At 53.6% G+C, this 22,823-nt stretch carries 24 protein-coding genes; 17 read left to right on the top strand and 7 right to left on the bottom strand.

From position 1 onward, the window contains the following. Window positions 1-98 precede the first annotated feature (98 nt). The 3 genes from MHFGQ_RS11185 (at window position 99) to MHFGQ_RS11175 (ending at window position 3,891) form a co-directional block, all read left to right on the top strand. Window positions 99-1,757, top strand: a complete 1,659-nt coding sequence (locus tag MHFGQ_RS11185) for a methyl-accepting chemotaxis protein (RefSeq protein WP_106006175.1) — start codon at window positions 99-101, stop codon at window positions 1,755-1,757. 72 nt (window positions 1,758-1,829) lie between these two features. Continuing rightward, on the top strand, window positions 1,830-2,165 hold the full coding sequence (locus MHFGQ_RS11180; protein WP_106006174.1) for a hypothetical protein: 336 nt from the start codon (window positions 1,830-1,832) through the stop codon (window positions 2,163-2,165). 502 nt (window positions 2,166-2,667) lie between these two features. Beyond that, window positions 2,668-3,891: a S8 family peptidase gene (locus MHFGQ_RS11175; protein WP_106006173.1), complete on the top strand. Its 1,224-nt coding sequence runs from the start codon at window positions 2,668-2,670 to the stop codon at window positions 3,889-3,891. A gap of 115 nt (window positions 3,892-4,006) precedes the next feature. Here MHFGQ_RS11175 and queF read toward each other — a convergent pair whose 3' ends face one another. The 3 genes from queF to MHFGQ_RS11160 all read right to left on the bottom strand — a co-directional run bounded on the left by queF (window position 4,007) and on the right by MHFGQ_RS11160 (window position 5,996). Next, window positions 4,007-4,387 carry a preQ(1) synthase gene (gene queF / locus MHFGQ_RS11170; RefSeq protein ID WP_106006172.1) on the bottom strand — a complete coding sequence of 127 codons (381 nt, stop codon included), beginning with the start codon at window positions 4,385-4,387 and terminating at the stop codon, window positions 4,007-4,009. After that, window positions 4,384-5,064, bottom strand: a complete 681-nt coding sequence (locus tag MHFGQ_RS11165; protein WP_211292937.1) for a queuosine precursor transporter — start codon at window positions 5,062-5,064, stop codon at window positions 4,384-4,386. Before MHFGQ_RS11165 ends, queF begins: the two co-directional genes overlap by 4 nt. 134 nt (window positions 5,065-5,198) lie before the next feature. Then, a complete protein-coding gene (locus MHFGQ_RS11160) occupies window positions 5,199-5,996 on the bottom strand; it encodes a DUF5714 domain-containing protein (protein WP_422879855.1) in 798 nt (265 codons plus the stop codon). Between the two features lie 307 nt (window positions 5,997-6,303). On the opposite strand from MHFGQ_RS11160, the gene MHFGQ_RS11155 reads away from it, so the two are divergent. Continuing rightward, entirely contained in the window at window positions 6,304-7,437 is a 1,134-nt protein-coding gene (locus MHFGQ_RS11155) for an amidohydrolase (protein ID WP_211292936.1), read from the top strand. Here the strand turns inward: MHFGQ_RS11155 and hepT are convergent. From hepT to MHFGQ_RS11140, 3 genes are all read right to left on the bottom strand, one after another. Next, window positions 7,410-7,841, bottom strand: a complete 432-nt coding sequence (hepT, locus tag MHFGQ_RS11150) for a type VII toxin-antitoxin system HepT family RNase toxin (RefSeq protein ID WP_106006170.1) — start codon at window positions 7,839-7,841, stop codon at window positions 7,410-7,412. The two genes, MHFGQ_RS11155 and hepT, sit on opposite strands and share 28 nt — an antisense overlap. Beyond that, window positions 7,831-8,253 (bottom strand): type VII toxin-antitoxin system MntA family adenylyltransferase antitoxin, encoded by a 423-nt coding sequence (mntA, locus tag MHFGQ_RS11145; protein WP_062284302.1) that lies wholly within the window; start codon window positions 8,251-8,253, stop codon window positions 7,831-7,833. The genes hepT and mntA overlap by 11 nt, the downstream gene beginning before the upstream one ends. Window positions 8,254-8,359: 106 nt before the next feature. Further along, window positions 8,360-8,707 (bottom strand): cupin domain-containing protein, encoded by a 348-nt coding sequence (locus tag MHFGQ_RS11140; protein ID WP_106006169.1) that lies wholly within the window; start codon window positions 8,705-8,707, stop codon window positions 8,360-8,362. A gap of 204 nt (window positions 8,708-8,911) precedes the next feature. Between MHFGQ_RS11140 and MHFGQ_RS11135 the strand changes: the two genes are divergently transcribed. After that, window positions 8,912-10,135: a DUF438 domain-containing protein gene (locus MHFGQ_RS11135; protein WP_170066379.1), complete on the top strand. Its 1,224-nt coding sequence runs from the start codon at window positions 8,912-8,914 to the stop codon at window positions 10,133-10,135. A 121-nt stretch (window positions 10,136-10,256) separates the two neighbouring features. On the opposite strand, the gene MHFGQ_RS11130 is transcribed toward MHFGQ_RS11135, so the two are convergent. After that, window positions 10,257-10,829 carry a hypothetical protein gene (locus MHFGQ_RS11130; RefSeq protein WP_106006167.1) on the bottom strand — a complete coding sequence of 191 codons (573 nt, stop codon included), beginning with the start codon at window positions 10,827-10,829 and terminating at the stop codon, window positions 10,257-10,259. A gap of 117 nt (window positions 10,830-10,946) precedes the next feature. On the opposite strand from MHFGQ_RS11130, the gene pcrA reads away from it, so the two are divergent. From pcrA to MHFGQ_RS11070, 12 genes are all read left to right on the top strand, one after another. After that, the gene (gene pcrA, locus MHFGQ_RS11125) at window positions 10,947-13,133 is read left to right on the top strand and encodes a DNA helicase PcrA (RefSeq protein ID WP_170066378.1); all 2,187 of its coding nucleotides are present in this window, start codon (window positions 10,947-10,949) and stop codon (window positions 13,131-13,133) included. Between the two features lie 46 nt (window positions 13,134-13,179). Beyond that, the gene (gene ligA, locus MHFGQ_RS11120) at window positions 13,180-15,183 is read left to right on the top strand and encodes an NAD-dependent DNA ligase LigA (protein WP_106006166.1); all 2,004 of its coding nucleotides are present in this window, start codon (window positions 13,180-13,182) and stop codon (window positions 15,181-15,183) included. A 55-nt stretch (window positions 15,184-15,238) separates the two neighbouring features. Continuing rightward, window positions 15,239-15,496 carry a CopG family transcriptional regulator gene (locus MHFGQ_RS11115; protein ID WP_106006165.1) on the top strand — a complete coding sequence of 86 codons (258 nt, stop codon included), beginning with the start codon at window positions 15,239-15,241 and terminating at the stop codon, window positions 15,494-15,496. Continuing rightward, on the top strand, window positions 15,486-15,935 hold the full coding sequence (locus MHFGQ_RS11110) for a PIN domain-containing protein (RefSeq protein ID WP_106006164.1): 450 nt from the start codon (window positions 15,486-15,488) through the stop codon (window positions 15,933-15,935). The genes MHFGQ_RS11115 and MHFGQ_RS11110 overlap by 11 nt, the downstream gene beginning before the upstream one ends. Before the next feature lie 80 nt (window positions 15,936-16,015). After that, the gene (gatC, locus tag MHFGQ_RS11105; RefSeq protein ID WP_106006163.1) at window positions 16,016-16,300 is read left to right on the top strand and encodes an Asp-tRNA(Asn)/Glu-tRNA(Gln) amidotransferase subunit GatC; all 285 of its coding nucleotides are present in this window, start codon (window positions 16,016-16,018) and stop codon (window positions 16,298-16,300) included. Window positions 16,301-16,317: 17 nt separating this feature from the next. Next, complete coding sequence (gatA, locus tag MHFGQ_RS11100) at window positions 16,318-17,781, top strand: Asp-tRNA(Asn)/Glu-tRNA(Gln) amidotransferase subunit GatA (RefSeq protein WP_106006162.1); 1,464 nt, start codon at window positions 16,318-16,320, stop codon at window positions 17,779-17,781. Window position 17,782: 1 nt separating this feature from the next. Continuing rightward, on the top strand, window positions 17,783-19,213 hold the full coding sequence (gatB, locus tag MHFGQ_RS11095) for an Asp-tRNA(Asn)/Glu-tRNA(Gln) amidotransferase subunit GatB (RefSeq protein WP_106006211.1): 1,431 nt from the start codon (window positions 17,783-17,785) through the stop codon (window positions 19,211-19,213). 37 nt (window positions 19,214-19,250) lie between these two features. Continuing rightward, entirely contained in the window at window positions 19,251-19,928 is a 678-nt protein-coding gene (locus MHFGQ_RS11090) for an HAD family hydrolase (protein ID WP_170066377.1), read from the top strand. 54 nt (window positions 19,929-19,982) lie between these two features. Then, complete coding sequence (locus tag MHFGQ_RS11085) at window positions 19,983-20,738, top strand: XdhC family protein (protein ID WP_106006161.1); 756 nt, start codon at window positions 19,983-19,985, stop codon at window positions 20,736-20,738. A 136-nt stretch (window positions 20,739-20,874) separates the two neighbouring features. After that, window positions 20,875-21,201, top strand: a complete 327-nt coding sequence (locus tag MHFGQ_RS11080) for an XdhC family protein (RefSeq protein WP_106006160.1) — start codon at window positions 20,875-20,877, stop codon at window positions 21,199-21,201. After that, complete coding sequence (locus tag MHFGQ_RS11075) at window positions 21,195-21,731, top strand: cupin domain-containing protein (protein ID WP_106006159.1); 537 nt, start codon at window positions 21,195-21,197, stop codon at window positions 21,729-21,731. The genes MHFGQ_RS11080 and MHFGQ_RS11075 overlap by 7 nt, the downstream gene beginning before the upstream one ends. Window positions 21,732-21,970: 239 nt before the next feature. After that, window positions 21,971-22,822, top strand: coding sequence for an FAD binding domain-containing protein (locus tag MHFGQ_RS11070; RefSeq protein WP_106006157.1), 852 nt, complete (start codon window positions 21,971-21,973; stop codon window positions 22,820-22,822). Window position 22,823: the final 1 nt, after the last annotated feature.

Raw genomic sequence — 22,823 nt, 5'->3', positions numbered from 1 at the left:
GTCCGGCCGTCCGACCATCATAGGATCGACCCGGTTTATTCTAGGCAAAAGCCAAAAAATATGGTAATATAGAAAATAATGCCGGGAGGTGGGGAAAAATGGTACTTAATGCTCGCACTAAAATTTTTTATTTTATACTTTTACTATTTCTTGCCCTGGGACCTGGCACGGTGGGAACGGCCCTGGTGGCCGTCCAGGGTATTAGCTGGCGACTGCTCCTTTTACCGGCGGTAGTGGCGGGAGCGGTGGGATTAATTTTGAGCTTGGTTATCCTCCTTAATCTTTACATAAAATGGATGCAGCCCCTGCAGCGGGTTATGCAGTTCCTCAATCTCCTCGGCGAGGGCGATCCCGTACGGGCGGAAAAATCCCTGGCCGGTGCTCGCTTGGGAGAAAGCTTCCAGGGGCCAGTGACGGCCGTCCTGGACAGCTTCTACCGCCTGGTGGGTCGTATGCAGCGCACCGCCGACGAGCTTTCCTTTTTTTCCCAAAACCTACAGGAAAGCGTCAGTACCAGCTACCGCAACCTGGAGGAGGTGACGGCTGCCATTCAGGAAATCGCCGGCGGGGCCGACGAGCAGGCTGGTGCCGCCCAGAAAGTGGCTGACAATATAAAGACCTTACATAACCTGGCGGAGGATATCAGCGACCGGGCCCAATTGGGTACGGAATATGGGATGGAAGTGAAGGGCAAGGAAGAAGAAGGCCGCCGGTTGCTGGAACAATTGCTCCAGGAGATCAAGACCGGGGCTGCGTCTATCCAGGAAGCGGCCGGACGTATGCGGCAGCTGGAAACTAAAATGGAACAGATTAACACCCTCGTTCAGGCGGTCACGGCCATTGCCGACCAGACCAACCTGCTGGCTTTAAATGCGGCCATTGAAGCCGCCCGGGCCGGAGAGCAGGGCCGCGGTTTTGCCGTGGTGGCCGAAGAGGTGCGTAAACTCGCCGAACAGTCGGCGGCGGCCGCTCGGGATATAACCTCCCTGGCGGCGGCCATTAGTGAGGAAGCGCGTCAGACGGCGGCCCAGGTGGATAAAAACGTGGAACTGGTTCAGAACAACCTCCTGCGGGGAAGCCAGGTGCGGGAGAATTTCTTGGCCGTCAGTCAGGCCATTAACCAGGCTGCCGAGGTCATGCTCAACATCAGCCACCAGGCCCAGAATCAGCTGGCCAGGGTAGGCGAAGTAAACGAGGCGGCCACCCGCATGGCGGCCGTGGCCCAGGAAACGGCTGCCAGTATAGAAGAGGTTTCGGCGGCCACCGAGGAACAAAAGGCGACTATGGCCGTGGTGGAAGAAAATACCCGCCGGTTTAGCACCATGGCCGAGAATTTCTTCAATATGGCCGCTTCCTTCACCAAGGACGGATGGGACGAGGAGCTGCGCCGGGAACTCGTTAACCGGGGTTACGCCGTAGTTGAAAAGTTGGCGGCCGATCCCGCCGTTAGGAAAATGGAAGCCGGTACCCTGAAAACTCTTTTAGATGCCGCCTTCGACCAAAATGCCATTATCCAATCCTTGATTGCCACCCTTGCCGATGGGACGACTGTATATAACCGCCCGGATGCCGGGATTAAGAACTGGTCCTTCCGGCCGTGGTTCCAGGCGGCCATTAGGGGTGAACGTTATGCCAGCGAACCCTATGTAACCCAGAGTTCCAACCGGGTGGCCATCACCGTCTCCGTTCCCGTGTACGCCGAAGACGGGAGAATCGCCGGCGTCCTGGCAGCCAATATAGCCCCGGCGGGAAAATAACTGCTGGCCGGCACTAAAGGAAACCGCAGGGCATATAATGATCAAGGGTAAATTTTATGCGAGGTGAGGCCCATGAGTGCTGATCTAGATGCCCTGCGCCAGCGCGTCGTTGAAGCAGTTACAAGCGGGAAATCCCTGGGACAGGTTTTTAAAGAAATTGGCATAACGCCCGATAACCCTGCTGTCGTGCAAGAAATAATGGCTCAAGCGGGTATAGACCCTGCTGCCATGTTCCCTGATGGCCAGGTAGATATGCCGAGTTTTGTTAACAACATGACCAAAGATCTGAGCCCGGAGATGAAGAAGCAGCTTGCCCAGCTAATTGAAGGGATGGCGGGGGAGATTAATAACGGCCAACCCTTGCCGCCGGATATCCAGGAGTTTCTCAAAAGCTGGCAAAAAAGTTAAATACATTACCAGAGCGGTAACGGTACCGCCTGCAGTATAAAGGAGCCCCGGGTGGAAAGCCCGGGGCCTTTATATTAAAACCCCGGCGGGGCCGGGGTTTTCCCGCTCATGCATTGGCTGCACTGAGAGGGATGAAGAAGATAAAGAAAATGGGGATGATGATAATCACGATAATAGGAATAAACAACCACCAGAAGTTAAAACCATGGCCGCCCATTAAAAATTCCTCCTATTTGGCATTTAGTGGGAACAAGAAGAACAGGAAGATGATGGGGATGATAATGATAACCGGGATGATGATGATAAACCACCACAATAATTCTTGTGTCATTCAAGTACCCTCCTTTTCCCTTTGCAGGGACCTTTTCTAGACCTAGCATATGCAGTTCCAGGGCAGGTGGTTAATAAAAGAAAAGGAGAAAATATTTTCTGCCGGCCTGGTCGTATTTTTTGAACTCCTTCCAGCGGCAATACATAGAATGGAGCATAGGAGGGGTTAACCATGTGGCCTGTTTTGCTGGCTTATTATGCCGGCGTAGTAGCGATGGCCGGCGTTTCCCTGTCCCGGCTGGGTAGCGATAATTACGGCAGCCGGAAAATTATCATGTTCCGCAAGCACCGGCCCTTGAGCAGTTGTCATGAAACAGTCCTGAAAAAGGGCGGGCGGGTAGTACGCGAATTACCCCTGGTGCATGCCCTGGCAGTCCGGATACCGGAACGGGGCCAGTCCCTTGCAGAGCTGGGCTTACACCCGGATGTCCTTTTAATTGAAGACGATTTCCAGGTCCAGACAGTAGCCATGCCGGCGGCCAGATTGCGGCAGGGAGAGCAGGTCGTCCCCTGGGGTGTGGAGCGTATCGGCGCACCGCAGGTATGGGAAGAAACGGCCGGGGAGAAGGTGAAGGTTGCCGTCCTCGATACGGGGATTGATGCCAGCCACCCCGACCTTAAAGCTAACATTCGTGGTACCAAGAATATCAAATTTCCCGGCTGGCAGGCCGGGGACGGCAACGGCCACGGCACCCATGTTGCCGGGACCATTGCGGCCCTGAATAACAATTTCGGGGTAGTCGGCGTGGCGCCGCGGGCGGAGATCTATGCCGTCAAGATTTTTAACCGCCAAGGCAACGGTTATATTTCCGATATCATTGCCGGCCTGGACTGGGCGTTGCAAAATAAAATGCAGGTCGTCAACATGAGCTTCGGCACCACCCGGCCGAGTCAGGCCCTGGAAGAAGCCGTCCGCCGGTGCGTCCAGGCCGGCATGGTCTTGGTGGCGGCTGCAGGCAATGAGGGGAAAGAGAATAGCGTCATGTATCCAGCCCGTTACCCCGGTGTCATCGCAGTTTCTGCTATTGACCGGAAAAATAACCTGGCGAGCTTCAGCAGCCGGGGTCCGGAAGTAACGGTAGCTGCTCCGGGCGTTGATATTCTTTCCACCTACCCGGGCGGTAAATACCGAACCATGAGCGGCACCTCCATGGCCTGTCCCCATGTTGCCGGGGTTGCAGCCCTGGTGCTGTCCCGGGATGGGCACATATCCGGCAGGCAGGTAGTAAAGACCATCATCAGCACCGCCACCAGGCTGCCGGGTTTAACCCCCGAAGAACAGGGGTCCGGGTTGGTGAATGCCTCCTTCCTGGCAGGCGGGAACCGTTTTAATGATGAGGCCAGGGAAGGCCCGGCAGTTACTTCTTTAAGTGTGATACCTTCCATGACAAGTTAAATAAAAAGCGACCTGGTTTAGTTCCAGGTCGCTATTACATTTATGGGCTGCGCCTCTAATTACGGGCCTGAAGAACAGAACCGCCTGCTCGAAATCAGAGGGTTTTCCAGGGGGGTTAATTGCCCTCGCCGTAAAAGGCAGAAGCAGTTATTTTTATCCCGCCACGCGGCTTCTGGATTACAGTTACTTTGCACCAGTGGGGCGAGCAAGCCCGGTAAATGTCCCTGGCAATGGTATCGGCCAGGGCTTCACAAAAGACGCCTTCCTCCCGGAAGCTCCACAAATAAAGCTTGAAACTTTTAGATTCAATACAGTATTTGTCGGGGGCGTATTCCACGATTACCGTTTCCCAATCCGGCTGCCCCGTTACCGGGCAAAGGCTCGTTACTTCGTCGGATTCGAGTATGACGGTTTTCACGTTTGCCGGCTTAGGAAATACTTCCAACTTTTTACGCGGCTCGCGGACGTCCTTTCCTAATGCTTCAAACTCCATCATCTTAAATCCTCCATAGTTACCATAAAGGGATTAAAGTTGGTTTTAAAATCATAGTAATCCTCGTTTTCCACCCTTTTAAGCCAGGCAGTAACAGCGTAGGTCAGGGGTGTTGCCAGGACCTCGTAGGTGGTCTTGAAGAGATAATTGGTCATTATCAGGCGCAGGAGCGCGGTTTCCGGCATAATGCCCGCAAAAGCGATGGTGATAAACAGGACGGTATCCACCAGCTGGCCGGCTATGGTGGAGCCGATCGTCCTGGTCCACAGCCACCGGCCCCGGGTCAAAATTTTTAGTTTTGCCAGGATATAGGAGTTGATAAATTCACCGCAAAAATAGGCTGCCAGGCTGGCCATGACTATCCTGGGTGTTTGCCCCAGGATCCGTTGATAAGCTTCCTGGCCTCCCCAGGGAAGGGCGGGAGGAAGTATCCCTACCAGCCAATAGACAAAGGACATAAACAGACAGGCTATAAAACCCGTCCATACTACTACCCGGCTGCGTTTGTAGCCGTAAACTTCAGTTAAAATATCACCGAAGATATAAGAGACGGGAAATAAAATTACGGCGCCGTCGAAAAAGAAGGGTCCAACTTTTGCTACCTTGACGGCTACCGTGTTGGAGAGGAGCAAGACCACCACGAAGGCAACCATCACGAAGGGAAAAAGTTTGTAACGCAAGAAAATCACTCCTTGTTTTGTTCAGGCGGGTGACTGCGACCGCCAGCCTGATGGGCTATTCATACATTAACAGACGCGGGAGGGTGAGTCAATATCCGATTAAATATGCAACTTAACATAACGTTATCTTAAACTCAAATCGGGCTATTTGAGTTGATGGGACTTTCCTGCTCTATAAGGTAGTAGTTGCATTTGTTTTTTCTACAACCGTGGGGATGACGGTGACTATCCTGGCATACTATTTTTTCGGTATGCGCCAACTCAATCCCTAGATACTCTTTAGCTAACTGGCAACTCAGAGTTAATGCTGTCCGTACGAAGTTTTTACAGCAACAGGGGCCGGTTTGGTCGGCGATAGCTTCTATGACCCGTGAGACAACACGCATGGTGGTGGCGGTTTCCTGGTCCTTTGGGCAGGCGGCGCCGAGAATAACACTAAAGGAAGCCCCAATCGCCGGAGCTACACCGCAAACGCCCGTCAGGCCACAAAAGGCACCAATGGCTTGCCTACGGGTCCGGTTGAGTGCTTCGTTAATTTGGCCATTTGTGACTTCGATTTTTCCATGATTTCTTATGGCGGACAAAAGGGCTCCGGCAGCAATCCAGGCATGCTCGCATCCTAACATGGGAAGAGGAACATGTTTAATAATTTCTTCGGCTATGGACAAAGGATTAATACCTTCTGCGGAAAGTGTTAAATTTAAAATAGCGTTAAACAAATTTTCACCGTGGCAATTATTACAGATATAATGACCTCCCGGACAATAAACATAACCCGTCTCTTTTGCGCCGCATTGCATGCACGTAAATTCCTTGCCAAATTCAAGGTATTCCAGTTTCCCGCCGCAAACTAGACAATTTTCAGTATTTGCTTCCTGGTGTTGACCAACACCTTCTCCGGCTGGGTTTCAACAGCTACTTCCATGGTCCATTTGTTTGTAATCACTTCCTTCTCCAACCTTTAACAAACCCTGCTGCTGCATCTCTTCCGCGGTTAATTCCAGTTTGTAAATCATTCGTTCCACCTCTCGGGGACTATTTGTATCGTACTAACATATTATACCATATTTTTGGAGCCGGGAGAGACTTTGCGAAAAACCTTCCGGTCGGGATGGTACCAGCGTTGCCCTGTCGGTCCAGATGCGCGGGACAAAGTTTTAGAGGCCATGAATGGTCAGTAAAAGTTTGCCCCTTGAACAAACGGAGCATTGAGTTTAAGCTTAGGGTGGGGGGATAAACATGCATCAGGAAACGATCCGTCGCCAGGGATATGTGGACGCCCACTGCCATGTATGGGAGTTTTCCCTTTTTAATCGCTTCGCCAGCCTGGAAAAATGTGCAAACCTTGAAGAGCTTGTGGAAACCCTGAAGTCATGCCTGATTAACGGATGGGCTGTAGGGGTGCGTTTCAACCAGGAAAGCCTGGTCGAAAAAATAATTCCTGAAAGGGCCTTCCTGGACCGTGCCTTTGGAACGACGCCGGTTGTAATAGTCCGGACCTGCCTGCATGTGGTTGCCGCCAACACGGCCGCTATGCAGAGGCTGGGATTCTTTGCGGAGAACGGGCTCTTTTACGAAGCTAAAGTTTTTAACCTTCTTAAGACCTTGGTGGCCAGGCTAAATCTGGAACCGCGGGACGTTCTTTCCCAGGGTTTAAGGGAGTTGAAAAAGCTGGGATTTGTTCAAGTCATCGACATGGGAATGGATCGGCAGAAGCTGCCCTTCTTTGAAGGCCTTGATGAAGGCGTTAAAGTGGATTTCTATACGGTAGATTTGGGACTTCTTGATGACGCTTTGGGGTTCAAGGTATTCCTGGACGGGGGCCTGGGAGCCCGGACCGCCGCCCTGACGGAGGAATACGCCGACGATCCCGGTAATTACGGCCTGCTTAACCACAGTGATGCCGGCCTCCTTTCCCTCGTTGAAAGGGTACATCGTAAAGGCAAACCTATAGCCGCCCACGCCATTGGAGACAGGGCCGTGGATCAATTCCTGCGCGTTGTCCGGCAGAGCCGCCATCCCCTGGATCGCCTGGAACACGTTCAGTATGCCCGGGAGGATCAGTTGGAGGCCCTGGCCGAATTGAAAATTCCCGTCTGTATACAGCCCGTCTTTTCCCGGGAAATGTCCTGGGCCGTGCGCAGACTGGGCCCGGAGCGGATGCAAACAGCCTATGCCTGGGGGCTCATGAGGGACAAAGGTATTCGCCTGTTGGCCGGTTCCGACGCCCCCGTGGATCACCCCGATCCCCGGGAAGCGGCTGCTGCGGTTGCCCCCTTGAAAGGCGGGCATCATCTGGATTTCGAGGAGGTTTTGGACCTTTTTGCCCGCGCCAACCGGGAATTTTATCTTGGGAATTGCCTCTCTAGGTAATTCACAATATGTTGACAGAACAGCGTAAAGTCCCCCAGGCGGTTTTGCAGGATTTCATATAGTTCTTCCGGTGTCACCTTGTTATATTCATGGACAAGACGATTGCGGTAACCGGCCATGCCCATAATCTGGGTGGCAAAATCTGCGGGTAGTATTTGACCGTCCTTCAGCTTTTCGATTATCGCCCGATAGTCCTGGGGGACGCCAAGGCCTGATTTTACCACCAGGTGGCGGCCCAGGTCAAACAATGCTTCCAGGGCCCGGCGCAACCTGTTTTCAGCAATATCCACAGCATCTTCGTCTTGCAGGAATTGTTCCCGTGGCATGCGTGCCAGGAGCTGCAACCTTCTTATAGCGCTTTGAATAATATCCAGCCTTGCGGCTATTAGTTCCTCATTGAACAAGGGATGAAGCCTCCCTTATTGCTTCATATAATTCCCGCCTGCCCTGGTGTAGATGGTAATTATAATCAAGATATAAACCGGAAATAACGTATTCAAAGTCTGTCCGGCGCTCCTCATCAGTACAATAAATAACCTCGCCGGTATTAATCACTTCAAAAGCTATAGGCACGGGCGCGCAATTTAAAAAGAGCAGATCCACTTCAAGAGGCGAAAAAATTTCTCCCAGCTTTGAATAAAGATGCATATAGTAGTATGTTATCCTACTTTCCGTTGTTTTGAGAAGAATTGCCAGGTCCACATCCCGCGCCCGCTCAGGCTCGTTTAAATATGAGCCAAATAAATATACGGCAACGACATCCGGTAAAGAGGCAAATATAGGTTTAAGCGTTGATAAAAATTTTTTCTCCTGCATCTTTACTCCGACCCGCATAGATAGTAAGGTATATGAGGATTATACCACAGCGAGCCGCCATAATGACCCTGGGGGTCATTATGGCGGAATTTTTTACATGGTTCTCTCAGGACCGGATCATGGTCAGGACCATCTTGAAATTTGTTAGCGCCCGCAGGGCGTGGGGCTGGTTGGCGGGCATGATTACGGCCTCCCCCGTTTTTACATGGAGAGGCTTGCCGGCAATGGTAATTTCCACTTCCCCGTCCAGTACGTGCACCAGGGCGTCGTAGGGCGCCGTGTGCTCGCTCAGGCCCTGGCCGGCAGCGAAGGCGAAGAGGGTTACCGTACCTGTCTTTTTATCAATAATCGTCCGGCTGACGATAGAGCCCTCCTGATAACCGACCAGCTCGCTTAAAACGGCCGCCCGGGCTTCAAGGGGCCTGCTGTCAGCCTGTTTCTTATCCGACTCCATTTCCTTCACCTCTACTTTGTTGTGAGATTTTTACTGGTTTATTATACCACCGGGAAGGAAGGAATAAAATAACAAAATAGTGCGAACAGTGCCCGGCGCCGGCCCTGGCGTGCAAGTAAAGAGGTTTTTTTGAGTGCAAAGATGCATAACCCGGACTTTGGCCAGGGAAACATTTTAGTAAATAAGCGAAAAGGAGAAATGGTCGTGAGTGAACTGCTGGATGCCCGGGAAGAGCGCCAGGAAATTTTAAAGGGGATTATCCGGGATTTACATGCCGGTAAGGACCTGGAAGAGCTGAAACAACGCTTTGCTAGGCTGATTCGTAACGTCAGCCCGGGTGAAATCGCGGCCATGGAAAGCCGGCTTATTGCCGAGGGCATGCCGGAAGAGGAGATCAAGCGCTTATGCGATGTTCACGTCGCCCTGTTTAAAGAATCCCTGGCCGAACAGCAGGTTGAACCCACCCCACCCGGCCACCCCGTCCACACCTTCCGCCTGGAGAACGAAGCCATACGCGGCGTGGTGGAGGCCCTGAAGAAGCTCCTGGGGGAAATTAAGGCGGCAGATAAGGAAGGCCGGGAAGTTTTTCGACAGCAGAAGGAAGAAATCAAAAAAGAGCTGACCCGCCTGGCGGAAATCGACAAACATTACCTCCGCAAGGAGCACCAGCTGTTTCCGCTGCTGGAACGGCGGGGAGTATACGGCCCGCCCAAGGTCATGTGGCAGCTCCACGACGATATCCGGGCTATGTTGAAAAAGGTAACCCGTGCCGTGGATGAAGATGATCTGGCTACTGTTATCAACCAGGGAAACGAACTGCTCACGGCTATAGGGGAAATGATTAATAAGGAAGAAAGCATCCTCTTCCCCATGGCCCTGGAAAAACTTACACCCTCCGACTGGGTGGAGGTACGCCGGGGTGAAGAGGAAATAGGTTATACCCTAGTTACTCCCGGGAATGTATGGAACCCCCAGGGAGAAGGGGAGCAGAGCGCCGGGGGACAAAAAAGAGAGACCGGGACGGAGGAGTTGGAATTGGCCACGGGCAGGCTTACTCCCGAACAGGTGAACCTCCTCCTCACCCATTTACCCGTTGACGTAACTTTTGTCGATGAAAATGACGTCATGCGCTATTATTCCGCCGGTAAGCACCGCATTTTTACCCGCAGCCCGGCTATCATCGGCCGTAAAGTGCAGAACTGCCACCCCCCGGCCAGCGTTCATGTGGTGGAGAAGATTCTGGCTGAATTCCGCGACGGTACCAGGAGTGAGGCTGAATTCTGGCTAACCATGAACGGCCGCTTCATTCATATTCGTTATTTCGCCGTGCGCGACGCTGAGGGCCGCTACCGGGGCGTGGTGGAGGTCACCCAGGACGTGACAGACATCCGCGCCCTGGAAGGAGAAAAGCGCCTGCTGGATTGGTAGGCCGGAGGAGGACTATTTATATTTAGAAGAGGCAAGGTATAATCTCACCAGATCCTAAGTCTGGCGACCAAAATATCACCGGCCCGCGTAGGGCCTTTTGTCAAAGGAGAAAGCTCTGGCTTTAGCCAGAGCTTTCTCCTTGCGGGGGCGGGTTGAGGCCCATCTTTAGGACCTGGGCCAGCATACGGCCGGTAAATTGCTGGAATTCCGGGGTACGAATGAGATTCCACACTAATTGTAAGGATGAAGCCGGTATATGCATAGAAGTGGTGCTGGCGGTACTGGCGGCTGAAGCCAGGCCCAGTTCCTTTTCCAGGGTACCTTTGGCGATGTTAACAATGTTACCGGCAGTCTCGATACCGGTATCGGCATACATCAAAAAAGCCCTGATTTTCTCGATCCATACCCGCAACTCGTCCAGCACCTGGTTAACGGTGCCGTTTAATATAGCTTCCCGGAAGAGGGCCTGGCTGTGGGCGGCCAGGGTCAGGGGCTGGTTCTGGTCTTGGCCTGACGTTGGGTATGGCGGGTCTTCTTCTGCGGCTTCAGGGGTACTGCCAGCCAGCTGGCTGGAGACATTTTTCTCGCCTTCCTGGTAATCTTCTTCCAGGTCGGTCAGGGCAGCCTCAATGCCTATCTCTTGCTGTGGAGCCTTCAGGCTGATTTTTTGCTTCTCGGCGTCCCTTATGAACAATTTGTTCACCTCACATATACTTTATTCTCTGCTGCATTATATGCAACCCTTCCCTGGATGGAGAGAAAGAAAAGAACCGCGTAGCAGGTTTTTTATCTATGGGGGCGAATATAAGTTATGTTTGGGAGTGTGAAGATCTTGGCAGACTTTATGGCTTTACTTAACAAGCCCCAGCAAGAAGCCGTAAAGCACCGCGGTGCGCCCCTCCTGGTGTTGGCCGGTGCCGGAAGCGGCAAAACCAGGGTTTTGACCTACCGGGTAGCCTCCCTCATCCAGGAAGGGGTGGCGCCGGAAAATATCCTGGCGGTGACCTTTACCAATAAAGCGGCCCAGGAAATGAAGGAACGCCTGGAGGGGCTGGTGGGTAACGCGGCCCGGCGCCTCCAGGTCAGCACCTTCCATTCGGCCTGCGTGCGTATTTTGCGGCGGGACGGACACCTCTTGGGTTACCGGCCCAATTTCACCATTTACGACACCGACGACCAGCAGGCCGTCCTTCGCGAGGTTTTAAAGGAACTAAACCTGGATGAGAAAAAGTTCCCGCCCCGCTCGGTAGCCCATGTTATCAGCAATGCTAAAAACTCCTTGCAGACACCCGAACAATACCTGAGCTGGAGCGCTACTGTAAAAGAACAGCAGCAGGGTATTATCTACCGTCGCTACCAGGAGCGGCTTAAAGCCGCCAATGCCATGGATTTTGATGACCTCATCATGCAGACGGTAGCCCTGTGGCAGAATAACCCCCTGATTTTGCGTTACTACCAGCAGCGCTGGCAGCATATCCTGGTGGACGAGTACCAGGATACCAACCATGCCCAGTATGTCCTGGTGCGCCTGCTGGCCGGTAAAGGTGAAAACCTCTGCGTCGTCGGCGACCCGGACCAGGGCATTTACGGCTGGCGCGGGGCCGACATCGGTAATATCCTGGCCTTTGAAGAGGATTTTCCCAATGCCCGGGTAATCCTCCTGGAGGAGAATTACCGCTCCACCCAGCCCATCCTCAAGGCGGCCAATGCCGTTATCCAGCATAATGTGGGCCGCAAGGAAAAACGGCTCTGGACGCGGCGTCGGGAAGGGGAACTGCTGCACCTTTACAGCGCCAATGATGAACGCGATGAAGGTAATTATATTGCTGCTGAAATTTACCGCCGCCACACCCAGGAAAGCCGGCCCTTCAGCGATTTTGCCGTTCTCTACCGTACCCATGCCCAGTCGCGGGCTTTAGAAGAGGCCTTCCTCCAGGCGGGTATTCCCTATGAAATCGTCGGCGGCTTGAAATTCTACCAGCGGAAAGAGATCAAGGACATCCTGGCCTACTTAAGGGTGATAGCCAACCCCGATGACGCCACGAGCCTCTTAAGGATTATCAATGTCCCGCGGCGGGGTATCGGCGAAACCTCCCTGGCCCGCCTGGAAGCCTTTGCTGCGAGCAGGGGGTTAAGCCTTTACCGGGCTTTACAGCAGTTGGAGAACATCCCCGGTATTCCCGCTAAAGGACGGCAGGCCCTCCAGGAAATGATAACCCTGCTGGATAACCTGCGCCAGCAGCAGGAAAACTTAACAATAACGGCTATGGTGACCGCCATTTTGCGGGAAACCGGTTACCAGGCCGAGTTAGAAGCGGAGAAAACGCCGGAAGCCCAGGCGCGGCTGGAAAACTTAAAGGAGTTCCTGACGGTCACCAGGAATTACGACCAGGGTAGTGAGAAAACTGAGCTCGCCGATTTCCTGGCCCAGGTGGCCCTGGTGGCCGAAAGCGATACCTACAGCGGCGGTAACGCCGTGGTCTTCATGACCATGCATACGGCCAAGGGCCTGGAGTTCCCGGTGGTCTTCCTGGCGGGCCTGGAGGAAGGGGTTTTCCCCCACTTTCGCTCCCTGGAGGACCCGGAGGAAATGGAGGAAGAACGCCGTCTCTGCTATGTGGGTATGACCAGGGCGAAGGAAGTCCTCTACCTGACCCATGCCTGGACCCGCAACCTTTACGGCAGTACCATGAGCAACCCTCCTTCCCGTTTCCTGGCGGAAATACCGCCTGATTTAATTGCCAGGGATGGACAAGCCGGGCCGGCAAATCCCGGTGGTGGTATGACCGGCAGCCAGCAGAGCCGGCACGGGAGCGAGACGGCTCCCCGGGTCCAGTATGACTGGCAACTGGGGGATAAAGTCCAGCATAATAGTTTTGGCCTCGGCGTTGTTGTAAAAATCAGTGGCGAAGGCGAGGATACAGTTATCAGCGTAGCCTTCCCCGAAAAGGGTATCAAGCACCTCATGGTCCGCTACGCTCCCGTTAGAAAGGTGTAGAGGCATAAATATCAACCTGGCGATTTTCGTATAAAGGGGAGATTGTATGGATCTGGCTGAGGCCCGGCAGAGGGTAGAAGAACTGCGGCGCCTGATCGAAGAACACAATTACCGCTACTATGTCCTCGACCAGCCGGTGATCAGCGACCGGGAATACGACACCCTGATGCAGGAATTAATAGCCCTGGAAGAAACCTACCCGGAACTCCTGACACCGGATTCTCCCAGCCAGCGGGTAGGCGGAGCGCCCCGGGAAGAATTCAACCCCGTCCGGCATCCGGAAGTTTTATTGAGTTTAAATGACGCCTTCAATGAAGGTGATTTGCTGGATTTCGACCGCCGGGTGCGGGAAATAACCGGCGGAGAGGTGTCCTATCTTATCGAGCCCAAGATAGACGGCCTGACGGTGGCCCTCACCTATATTGACGGGGTTTTTAGCCTGGGGGCCACCCGGGGCGACGGCCAGGTGGGAGAAGAGGTAACGGCGAATCTACGGACCATCCCGTTGCTTCCCCTGCGCTTGCGGCGCCCCCTGCCCTACCTGGTAGTGCGGGGGGAAGTCTACATGCCCAAGGCAGCCTTTGCCCGCCTGAACGCCGAACGGGAAGAGGCCGGGGAGCCCCTCTTCGCCAACCCCCGCAATGCCGCGGCCGGATCTCTGCGCCAGCTGGATCCCAAAGTTACGGCCAGCCGCAATTTAAGCCTTTTCGTTTACCAGGTTATCAGCGTCACCGGGGCACAAGTTGCTACCCAGGCCGCCGCCCTGGACTTCCTGGCCGAACTGGGTCTGCCCGTCAACCCCTACCGCTTCCTGGCCCGGGACATCCAGGCTGTGCTGGCAGAAATAAAGGCCTGGACACCGGAGCGCCGTGCTGCCTTGCCCTATGAAATCGACGGCCTGGTGATCAAGGTTAACGACCTGGCCCTGCATCCCGTCCTGGGCGCGACGGCCAAAGCACCGCGCTGGGCCGTGGCCTATAAATTCCCGGCCGAGCAGGCTACGACCCGGGTGGAAGAGATTATCCTCCGGGTAGGGCGCACGGGCGTCCTGACACCAACAGCTGTATTAACGCCGGTGCGCCTGGCCGGAACTACCGTCAGCCGGGCTACCTTGCATAATGAAGACTACATCCGGGAAAAGGACATTAGAATCGGCGACACGGTGGTTATCCAGAAGGCCGGCGACATCATCCCGGAAGTGGTGGAGGTACTGCCCGAATATCGTACCGGAGCGGAAGAGGTTTTTACTATGCCGGAGAAGTGCCCGGCCTGCGGCGCGGCAGTAGTTCGCCCGCCGGGAGAAGCGGCCCACCGCTGTACCGGGGGTTTAGCCTGCCCGGCCCAGGTCCTGGAAGGGATCATCCACTTTGCCTCCAGGGGAGCCATGGACATCCAGGGCCTGGGCCCTGCCATCGTCGCCCAACTCCTGGAGGCCGGCCTCATCCGTGATGCGGCCGACCTCTACTACCTGCAAAAGGAAGACCTGTTAAAGCTGGAGCGCTTTGGCGAGCAGTCGGCCGGCAACCTCATTGCGGCCATTGCCGCAGCCAAGGACAGGCCCCTGGAACGCCTGCTTTTCGGCCTGGGCATTCGCCATGTGGGCGAGCGGGCGGCGCGGACCCTGGCCAGCCACTTCGGCTCCTTGGAGAAGCTAATCGCGGCCTCAGAGGAGGAATTGACCTCCCTGCCCGATATAGGCCCCCGTATTGCTGAGAGTATTCGGGAATTTTTTGCCGAACCGAGAAATCTGGCCGTCCTGGAGAAGCTGAAAAAAGCCGGGGTACGAATGGAAGCTGAAAGAGCGGCCGCTCCGGCCGGGCCTTTAAGCGGCAAGACCTTTGTCATCACCGGTACCCTGCCGGGCCTTACCCGCCAGGAAGCAGAAGAGCTCATTACCCGCGCCGGGGGCAAGGTTGTAAGCAGCGTGAGCAAAAAGACCGATTACCTGGTGGCCGGCGAAAAGCCGGGCTCCAAGTACACCCGCGCCCGGGAACTGGGGGTGCCGGTGATAGATGTTACAGAGTTAAAGGAATTATTGAAGGAGGTATAGTTGAATTAGCAGATAATGTATAATATAATGTACAAACGAAAGAGGTGAAAAACTAATGGAACGTATGATACGTAAGCAGTTATATCTCAATGCTGAACAGAATTTTATTCTAAAACAAAAGGCCAAGGAAATGGGGATAACAGAAGCGGAACTGGTCCGCCGTGCAATTACCAGTCATATAAGTACCGCTAAATGGCAAAAAAAAGATGTTAGAGCGTGGGAGGAAGAAAAAAAATTTATCCAGCAATTAATTAAACAAGGACCGGCTAAAGGACAGCGCACATGGAAGCGGGAAGATCTGTATGAACGCTAGCATATTTGTTGATACCAATGTTATGGTATATGCCTATGATCGTTCTGAACCAGAAAAACAAGTAAAGGCCCTACAAATCCTTGATTTATTAGCGACCAGGAAGATAGGTGCCATCAGTGCGCAAGTTCTGGCAGAGTTTTTTGTTACTGTAACCCGTAAAATTAAAGAACCATTAACTTTAGAACAGGCACAAAAACGGATTCAAAATTACCTTGCTTCTTGGACCGTTTTAGATGTAACGCCGTTAATTATAATTGAAGCCGTACGGGGTGTTCGCGAATATCAACTATCATACTGGGATGCCCAGATATGGGCTACGGCCCGTCTTAATCAAATTAGTACTGTTTTTAGTGAGGATTTTGCCACTGGTTCTATTTTAGAAGGCATCTCTTTTGTTAATCCCTTTGCAGCAGATTTTGAACTCGCCTCATGGCTTTAAAACTTTTAACTCGCAATTGCTCCCTGATGCCCCGTTTGTTATAATTAGGCAAAATCCTTAAAAAGGTGGTTATATTATATATGCCTATCACGACAGCCGAGGTAGAACACGTCGCCCTGTTGGCCCGCCTGAAGCTCTCTCCTGAGGAGAAGGCGGCCTACACCGAGCAGCTAAATGCTATCCTGGAATATATGGACAAATTGAACGCCCTGGATACCACGGACGTGGAGCCCACGGCCCACGTACTGCCTTTACGCAATGTATTCCGCGAAGACGTGGTACGACCTGGGCTACCCCGGGAGAAGGCCCTGGCCGGGGCACCGGCGGCCAGTGAAGGCCAGTTTAAAGTGCCGCGGGTAGTTTAGACCTGGAGGTTAGGAAAATGGATTTACATAATTTGACCGCCCATGAAGTGGGCGATCTTTTGCGGCGCCGCGAGGTGAGCGCCGTTGAAGTCACCGAAGCCATGCTGGAACGCATAGAAGTTGTAGACGGTCGTGTCCGAGCCTTTTTAACCCGGACGGCCGAACAGGCCCTGGAGCAGGCCAGGGCCGTTGATGCGGCCCGCGCCCGGGGCGAAGACCCTGGTATTCTTGCCGGCGTGCCCATGGCCTTGAAGGACAACCTATGCACCGAAGGAGTGCGGACGACCTGCGCTTCCCGGATGCTGGCCGAGTGGATACCGCCCTATGACGCCACGGTGGTCAATCGCCTTAAAAAAGCCGGAGCGGTAATCCTCGGCAAGCTCAATATGGACGAGTTTGCTATGGGTTCCTCAACGGAAAACTCAAGCTTCTTCCCTACCCGGAACCCCTGGGATCTGGAAAGGGTGCCGGGGGGGTCCAGCGGCGGTTCGGTAGCGGCCGTGGCCGCCGGAGAAGCTTATTATACACTGGGATCTGATACCGGGGGCTCTATCCGCCAGCCAGCCTCCTTCTGCGGCGTCGTCGGTATGAAGCCGACCTATGGGCGGGTGTCGCGTTACGGCCTGGTGGCCTTCGCCTCGTCCCTGGATCAGATCGGCCCCGTCACTCGGGACGTTACCGACTGCGCCCTGGTCCTGGGGGTCATTGCCGGTCACGATCCCCTGGATTCCACGTCAGCCGACGTACCGGTACCTGACTACCGTGCCACCCTGTGGCCGGATATAAAGGGTTTAAAAATAGGTATACCGCGGGAGTATTTCGGTACCGGCATAGAACCCGAGGTGGAAAATGTCGTCCGCCGGGCCATTAACAAACTGGAAGAATTAGGGGCCGTCTGCGAAGAGACTTCCCTGCCCCATACGGAATATGCCCTGCCGGCTTACTACCTGGTAGCCCCGGCGGAGGCTTCCTCCAACCTGGCCCGTTACGACGGTGTAGGCTTTGGCCTCCGGGTGCCGGGTAGGGATATTGTGGAAATGTATATGAATACCAGGAGCCAGGGCTTTGGACCGGAGGTCAAGCGGCGTATCATGCTGGGCACCTATGCCTTAAGCTCAGGTTATTATGACGCTTGTTACTTAAAGGCCTTAAAGGTCAGAACCCTGATCCTTAAAGACTTTGAAAACGCCTTTACCAAATACGATGTTCTGGCGACTCCCACTTCACCGACGGTGGCTTTCCGCCTGGGAGAAAAGGCGGGGGATCCCCTGGCCATGTACTTGTCCGATTTGTGCACCATACCCATCAACATGGCGGGACTGCCGGCTATTTCCTTACCCTGCGGTTTCAGCCAGGGTCTGCCTGTAGGTCTGCAATTGATAGGTAAGGCCTTTGATGAGGCAACCCTTTTGCGGGTGGCCTACGCCTTTGAACAAGCAACCGAATATCACCGGCGGCGGCCGGAACTGGGAGTGGCTTAAAGTGGAATACGAAGCGGTAATCGGTCTAGAAGTCCATGTAGAATTGAAAACAAATGCCAAGGCTTTCTGCAGCTGTACTACGGCCTTCGGCGGTGAACCCAACACTCATGTCTGCCCCGTCTGCCTGGGGCTGCCCGGGGTGCTGCCGGTCATTAACCGGCGGGTGGTGGAGTTCGGCCTGAAAACCGCCCTGGCCCTGAACTGCCAGGTGGCAAGCTTTTGCAAGTTCGACCGCAAGAATTATTATTATCCCGATCTGCCGAAAAACTACCAGATATCCCAGTACGACCTACCCCTGGCCAGGGGGGGATATTTGACCATCAATGTTGACGGTAAAGAACGGGTCATCGGTATTACCAGGGTGCATATGGAAGAAGATGCTGGCAAATTAATCCACGTCGACAGCCCCGACGGGGGCTATTCCCTGGTAGATTACAACCGGACGGGGGTGCCCCTTTTAGAGATCGTTTCTGAACCGGACCTGCGTTCGCCGGCCGAGGCCCGGGCCTATATGGAAAAGCTGCGTACCATCCTCCAGTATCTCGACGTGTCCGACTGCAAAATGGAAGAAGGATCGCTGCGCTGCGACGCCAATGTGTCGGTGCGGCCCCGGGGAAGCCAGACCTTCGGTACCAAAACGGAAGTGAAGAACTTGAACTCCTTCCGCTCCCTGCAACGGGCCCTGGAGTACGAGATCGAACGGCAAATAGCCATCCTGGAAAGCGGCGGTCGTGTTGAGCAGGCTACCATGGCCTGGGATGAGAGCCGCAATGTAACCTACGTCATGCGAACGAAAGAAGAAGCCCAGGATTACCGGTATTTCCCCGACCCCGACCTGGTACCCCTGGAAATCGACGCTGCCTGGATCGAGCGGGTACGCCGGGAACTGCCGGAGCTGCCCGACGCCCGTTGCCGTCGCTTAATTGAAGATTACGGCCTGCCGGCGTACGATGCCGGGGTGATTACCAGCTCCCGGGACCTGGCCGACTATTTTGACCGGGTGGTTGCCCTTTACCCCGACGCCAAGACCGTCAGCAACTGGCTCATGGGGGATTTCTTACGCCTGTTAAACGCCGCTGACCTGGAACCGCGGCAGTCGCCCGTACCTCCGGAAGAACTGGCGAGTCTCCTGCAGTTACAAAAGGACGGGACCATCAGCGGAAAGATAGCCAAACAGGTCCTGGAGGAAATGTTTGCCAGCGGTAAAGGGGCGCGTCAGATCGTTGAAGAAAAGGGGCTAGTCCAGATCAGCGACGAGGCCGCCCTGACCCGCATCGTGGAGGAGGTTCTGGCCGCCAATCCGAGCGTAGTCGAGGACTACCGCAACGGCAAAGAGAAGGCCCTGGGCTATCTGGTGGGACAGGTAATGAAGGCAACTAAGGGCAAGGCCAATCCCAGCCTGGTAAACCGGCTGTTGAAAGAGCGCCTGTAGGAAAAGGACGGCAGAATGAGTGAAGGCGGGGTCGGTTATGGCGACAATGTTTTCCGGCGTATTGTTTGATTTCGACGGCACCCTGGTTGATACCACCGAGCTGGTGATCAAGTCCTTTCAACATACCCTGAAACCGTATCTGGGCCGCACTGTAAAACCGGAGGAGGTGTATCCCTATTTCGGTATACCCTTAAGGGACGGCCTCCTAGCTTTTATGCCGGACCGTCCCGAACTCGTTAACGAAATGATCGAAGTTTATCGCCGCTTCAGCGAAGAACACTTCGACGACCTGGTACGCCTCTGCCCCGGGGTGCGGGAAGGATTAGAGTACCTTAAGGCTGCCGGCATCAAACTCGGTATAGTTACTTCCCGCGTGCGGGATACCACCCTTTACGGTCTTCGCCTTTTTAACCTCAAAGACTTTTTCCCAGTAGTGGTCACCATGGAAGACGTCGGCAGCCACAAGCCCGATCCGGAGCCCGTCCTGCGCGGCGTTGAACTGTTAGGTCTTTCGCCGGCGGCAGTGGCCATGATCGGCGACAGTCCCCACGATATAATGGCTGCCCGGGCGGCGGGGGTCACTAGTGTAGCCGCCACCTGGAGCAAGATCCCCAGGGAACTGCTCCTGGCCGCCCGACCCCATGTTGTAGTCGACACCATGGCGGAGTTTGTGGATTTCTGTATTGATGGAAGCCGGCAGAAATATGTGGAATAGTTTAAGGGCCGCCATGCAGAGGTATGCCCTAAAGGCGGGAGGTAGTACGGCCTGATGACTCAGGATAAATTGGCTTTTTTCCGGCGGCTGCTGGATACCCTGGAAGCCGGGGGGCAGGCTGTAGCCGCAACGGTGGTCGGAATAGAAGGAAGACCAACGGGAGTGGCGGTAGGGGATCATTACCTCTGGACAGCCGCGGCTCATCGTGGCAGTCCGGCCTCGTCCCGGTTGGATGACTATCTAGGGGAAGTGGCATCTCAAGTTTTAGCCGAACGCCGTCCCCGCCTGGAAAGGATAGAGACAGGGGAAGGGGCGGTCACCCTGTTTCTAGAACCGGTGCTGCCCGAACCGGAAGTGGTCGTTTTAGGTGGTGGGCATGTGGGCCAGCAGGTGGCGTTTCTGGCTAAATTCGCAGGTTTTAGGGTAAGCGTCATCGACGACCGGCCCGACTTTGCCAGCAGGGAACTTTTCCCGTCTGCCGATAGAATAATCTGCAATAACTTTACGGCGGCTCTGCAAGAAATCCCCATAACGCCTTCCACCTATATCGTCATCGTCACCAGGGGCCACCGCTACGATTATGAATGCCTGCGGGAGGTAATCGCTTCCCCGGCGGCCTATATCGGCATGATCGGCAGCCGGCGGCGGGTTCAGGGGGTCAAAGAACGCCTGAGGGAAGAAGGTGTCGCCTTAGACTTGCTGGAACGCCTCCACGCCCCCATTGGGCTGGCCATAGGGGCGGAAACCCCGGCGGAAATAGCCATCAGCATCATGGCCGAAATTATTCGTGTTTATCGCCTTGGTCGTTGAAATTCCTTTATTTAAGCAGCGGCATATTTCAACAGTAAAAATAAAGAGAAAAATAGTCGATGGGGCAGGAAAAAGGGTAAAAAACGTTGTACTTAATACCTGATGCGATTGTCGTTCAAACAGGGGGGCGAGGAAATTGGACCGGGAAGTTTTGCATAAGGCCGTTGAGTTAATGGCCAAGGGAGAACCCTGCGCCCTGGCCACCGTCATCAGGGTCAAGGGGTCGGCCCCCCGAGAAGCAGGGACCCAGATGCTGATTACTGGCACGGGCCAGATATATGGAACCATCGGGGGCGGCTGCGCCGAAGCTGCCGTTCGCCAACGGGCCTTGCTGGTTATGGCAAAAGGAGAGGCGGAGGTATATCACCTCGACCTCACGGCCGATACGGCTGCCGATGAAGGTATGGTCTGCGGTGGAGTAATGGATGTATTTATCGAGTCGCTGGGAGGGCAAAGATGTTAGGCGAGAAGATACGCAATTTACGTCGAGAACGGGGCATGAGCCTTAAGGATGTAGCCGAAAAGACCGGTCTTACGTCCAGTTTTTTGAGCCAGGTGGAGAGGGATCTTGCCGACCCTTCCATCACCTCTCTACGTAAAATCGCCGAGGCTTTGGACATTCCCATTTTTTACTTTCTGCTAAATCACGAAGACCACAGCCCGGTGGTGCGCAAAAACGAACGCAAAGTCCTGCGTTTCCCCCGTTCCCATTTGACCTATGAGCTCCTCTCGCCGGACCTAAATCGCAAAATGGAAGTCATGATGGCCCGCCTGGAGCCGGGAGCCGTAAGTTGTGACGAGCCCCTGGCCCATCCTGGGGAAGAATGCATCGTCGTCCTGGAGGGCGTTATGGAAATCGACATCGGCGGGGAAGTTTACCGGCTGGAAGAGGGGGACAGCATATATTATTACGCTTCGATTCCCCATAAACTTTGGAGCGTCGGCGACAAAGATCTGGTGTTCATTTCGGCCATAACGCCGCCCCAGTTTTAAATCCTTATGGGATGGGGGAGGCGAAAATCTGGCTATGATAGGGGCGAGATGCAAAACTCGTCCCTTATTTGTGGGGCTTTATATAGTTTACTTAACGCAAGAATATTGTCCTAAGATTGATTTTGGTAAACGTTTTATAATTATTACCCAGGCCTTTTGTGAAATAAAACAAAGGAAAATTCTTTTTGAAAAGAGAAAAAGTATGTCGAAAATATTAAACAGAGGAGGCGGGTCTGGGTGTGAATAGCTTTAAATATATTTCACCTAAAACAAAAGAAGAAGCGTTAAAAATTTTAGATGAGTTAGGAGAAAAAGGCAAAATTGTTGCTGGAAGTACAAATGTTTTGCCTGACATAAAAGCCAAAAAAATATCTAGTTGTGTTTTAGTAGATATCAGTAACCTTAGTGAACTTAAAGGTGTTAATGAAGTAGGAGATAAAATAGCTATTGGTAGTTTAACAACTATAAATCAATTGCTGCAATCAAATATTATTGCTAGAGAAGCACAAGTGTTGTGGCAGGCTTGCCGTAATTTCGCCGATCCATTAGTCCGCAATAGAGCTACTATTGGTGGAAATATTGTAAATGCTTCACCTGCGGCCGACGGAGTTATTCCATTGTTAGCTTTAGATGCGACAGTATGTATTGAAAGTTTTGCAAATGGCAAAAAAGAAGCACCTTTATCTGAGTTTTTTAAAGGCCCGGGCAAGACTATTTTACAATCCGGAGATTTAGTTACTTCAGTGAACTTTCCTAAAGCATCGGGGATGAAAAGCGCATTTATTAAATTTGGGTTAAGAAAAGCCATGGCCATATCCTTGGCTAATATTGGAGTTGTTTTGCAAATAAATGAAGATACAATTACTGAGGCGCGTATAGCCCTTGGCGCTTTAGCACCCACTCCTTTACGTGCTAGGGAAACCGAGAACTATTTGAGGGGAAAACAGATTAACGATGAAGTTATGGCGGAAGCTTCGCAAATAATTAAAACAGAAATTAAACCCATTAGTGACATACGGGCTTCACAAGCTTACCGTCAGCATCTTACCGGTGTACTTCTTAGGCGGGCAATTAAAGCCGCTATTGCTTAGG

Source organism: Moorella humiferrea (assembly GCF_039233145.1).
Classification (GTDB): Bacteria; Bacillota; DSM-521; order Neomoorellales; family Neomoorellaceae; genus Neomoorella; species Neomoorella humiferrea.
The sequence above is the reverse complement of the archived record's forward strand: the minus strand, read 5'-3'. Positions and strand labels throughout refer to the sequence as shown.